The sequence below is a fragment of the Frankia sp. CoWAU3 genome (assembly GCF_977971855.1).
The window spans coordinates 1-3,174 of the sequence record NZ_CDWWXB010000302.1; the positions used below are offsets into that span (position 1 = coordinate 1).

Genomic DNA, 3,174 nt, shown 5'->3' on the forward strand with positions numbered 1-3,174 from the left:
CCTTGTCGTGCACCTCCTTGGGCAGCTGACCAGGGACGGAGCCGTCGACGGAGGATGCCGGAGATCGCCGTCGCCGGGGCACCGGAGCCGTCGTTCCGGTCACCGACGGAAATCATCAGGAGTGCTACCGTCATTGCCGGAATGGGCATCGCCCGAGTACGACGGAAAGCATCGCTGTGCACGGATTACCTTTTGGGCCCGGGCGGGCCTGTCGGTGGGTTGCCGGTAGCCGGGGGAGACCCCCGCTTCTGATCACGTGATGCTTCCCTCGGACGTCGGCATCCTCTCCGTGGCGGTATGTTTCGTTTCCGTTGCCGATACGTTCGTTGTCGGTTCGCCGTCGGCGAAGCGCTGTCGGGGGCAGGGGCGGCCGCGCGTGCCATATTGGAAGCAACCCCGGGCAACACCCGGTCGATCGCCCGCCTTACACGATGAGGCGGTACCGCTCAGGCTTGTTCTTCCGCGAAACACGCACCACACGGGAGTATGAGCACATTGTAGCCGCAGCCCAGGTGGGACCGCGATCGTCGCGGGGTCCGCCGGCGGCTCGTTCGAGGAGCAACCTCCGTGACCGCAACCACTGACCAGCCGATTCTCGGTTCCACCACGTCGGACTTCGCCGGGCTCAGCCCGCGGCCGTCCGACGATGATCCCGCGTTTGCCCTGCACCGCGGAGGAAAGATCAGCATCAGCGTTACCGCTCCATTGAACAATCGGGAAGACCTGTCCCTGGCCTATACGCCCGGAGTCGCGCAGGTGTGTACCGCCATCGCCGGGACTCCGGCCCTTGCCGACGACTACACCTGGCGGTCTAACACCGTCGCCGTGGTCACCGATGGGACGGCCGTGCTCGGCCTCGGTGACATCGGCCCCGCGGCCTCCCTGCCGGTGATGGAGGGCAAGGCCGCACTGTTCAAGCGCTTCGGTGGTGTGGACGCGGTGCCACTGGCCCTTGCCTGCACGGACGTCGAGGAGATCGTCGACACCGTCGCGCGCCTCGCTCCGAGCTTCGGCGGGATCAACCTCGAGGACATCTCGGCACCGCGCTGCTTCGCCATCGAGCGCCTCCTGCAGGACCGCGTCGACATCCCGGTCTTCCACGACGACCAGCACGGAACGGCCATCGTCGCGCTGGCCGCGCTGGAGAATGCGGCGAAGCTCACCGGACGCACCCTGGGTGATCTGCGTGCCGTGGTGTCCGGCGCGGGCGCCGCCGGCGCCGCCGTGGCCCGCATCCTGCTGGCCGCCGGCATCGGGGACATCGCGGTTGGCGACAGCCGCGGCATCCTCTACGCCGGTCGGGACAACCTCACCCCGAGCAAGGCCGCGCTCGCCGCCGAGACCAACCGTGCCGGCCTGGCCGGGTCCATCACCGACGCGCTCGCCGGCGCCGATGTCTTCCTCGGGCTGTCCGCCGGGCAGGTCCCGGAGGAGGCGGTCGCCACCATGGCGCCGGAGGCGATCATTTTCGCGATGGCCAACCCCGATCCCGAGATCGACCCGGCGGTCGCCCACAAGTACGCGCGGATCGTGGCGACCGGTCGCAGTGACTACCCGAACCAGATCAACAACGTTCTCGCCTTCCCCGGAATCTTCCGGGGAGCGCTCGGCGTCCGGGCCAGCCGCGTGACGGAGGGCATGAAGCTCGCCGCCGCGAGGGCGCTCGCCGCGGTGATCGCGGACGAGCTGGCCGAGGATCTCATCATCCCAAGCGTGTTCGACGACCGGGTCGCCCCGGCCGTCGCCGCGGCGACGGCCGCGGCCGCGCGGGCGGACGGGGTGGCCCGCCGCTGACGAGGGCCGACTGATCGCCGGCGTGCCAGCCACAAGGCGTCCAGGGATCCCGGTGCACCTTCTCCGGGGTCCCTGGACGCCTCCACGGGGCCCGTGCCACGCGGGGTCCCCCCCTTGACGGTCGAGTCCCCCGCGTCCCGCTGCGGGTCCTGAGCCGCGTTCCCGGGCCGTTCGCGAGCCCGCGTGGTCTCAGCCCGTGTGGGTCTCAGCCCGTGTGGGGCTCAGACCCGGCCGCATCCCGGGCAGGGCCGGTTCTCCACCGCCTCCGCGAGCGGGCGCAGGGTCCCACATCCCTTGTAAGAGCAGCACACGAAGTCGGCGGGAGCCACCGTGATGACCGGTATGCCGTCCACGATGACCGTCGCGGGTGCCTCCGGGACGGGCGCGGGGTGTCGGCGGCGCCAGCCCAGCCGCCGGCTCGACCCGTTTCTGCGTGGCGAGTCGGGCATGTCCTCGTGGGTCACCACGGCCTGTTTACCATTGGACGTCCACCCTTGTTGTTCCCACGGTGTCGAGTTCAGCACACCGGCCTGGCAGGCGCGGTTGCCGGCCCGGATGGTCCCCTTCGTCCGTGGCGTCGCCTGTCGATTGTCCTGAGTGGATCCGCGCCGGTCGGCCTCGCTCGCGTCTGCACGCCAGTAGCCGTAGGTTCGAAGGGTGCTAGCCGCCGCCGCCATGTCCCTCCACCCCGATTCCCCGCTCGACGGCCTGGCCATCGGGGAGCAGCCCGAACCCGCGCCGCTCGACGGGTGGGTCACCGTCACGGTGCGGGCCGCCTCGCTCAACCATCACGACCTGTTCAGCCTGCGTGGAGTGGGCCTGCCCGCGGATCGGCTCCCGATGATCCTCGGCTGTGACGCCGCCGGGGTGACCCCCGACGGGCAGGAGGTCATCGTCCACAGCGTGATCGGTGATCCGGCAGCGGGCGGGGGGGACGAGAGGCTGGACCCGAAGCGGACCCTGCTGTCCGAGCTGTACCCGGGAACCCTTGCCGAGCGGGTCGCCGTGCCGCGGCGCAACCTGATCCCGAAGCCCGCAGGGTTGTCGTGGGAGGAGGCCGCCTGCCTGCCGACCGCCTGGCTCACCGCCTACCGGATGGTCGTCTCCCGGGCGGGGCTGCCCGCCGGGGGCGGCGGCACCGTGCTCATCCAGGGAGCCGGTGGGGGGGTGGCCACCGCGGCGCTGCTGATCGCCAAGGCCGCCGGGCACACCGTTTTCGTGACCTCGCGGGACGAGACCAAGCGGAAGCGGGCGGCCACCCTCGGCGCCGACGAGGTTCTCGAACCCGGTGCCCGGCTGCCGCGCCGGGTCGACGCGGTCATCGAGACCGTCGGCGCCGCCACCTGGGGTCACTCGGTGAAGGCAGTGCGCCCCGGCGGG

The 3,174-nt window shown here is 71.0% G+C and carries 3 protein-coding genes; 2 read left to right on the forward strand and 1 reads right to left on the reverse strand.

The annotated features are described in order from the left end of the window. Positions 1-567 precede the first annotated feature (567 nt). A complete protein-coding gene (locus AC08ON_RS17545; RefSeq protein WP_476608539.1) occupies positions 568-1,794 on the forward strand; it encodes an NAD(P)-dependent malic enzyme in 1,227 nt (408 codons plus the stop codon). Positions 1,795-2,015: 221 nt separating this feature from the next. Here the strand turns inward: AC08ON_RS17545 and AC08ON_RS17550 are convergent, their stop codons facing one another. Then, positions 2,016-2,261, reverse strand: a complete 246-nt coding sequence (locus tag AC08ON_RS17550; protein ID WP_035729776.1) for a hypothetical protein — start codon at positions 2,259-2,261, stop codon at positions 2,016-2,018. A gap of 190 nt (positions 2,262-2,451) precedes the next feature. Here AC08ON_RS17550 and AC08ON_RS17555 point away from each other — a divergent pair. Further along, the coding region (locus tag AC08ON_RS17555; RefSeq protein WP_476617385.1) for a zinc-binding dehydrogenase at positions 2,452-3,174 on the forward strand (723 nt) is incomplete at its 3' end.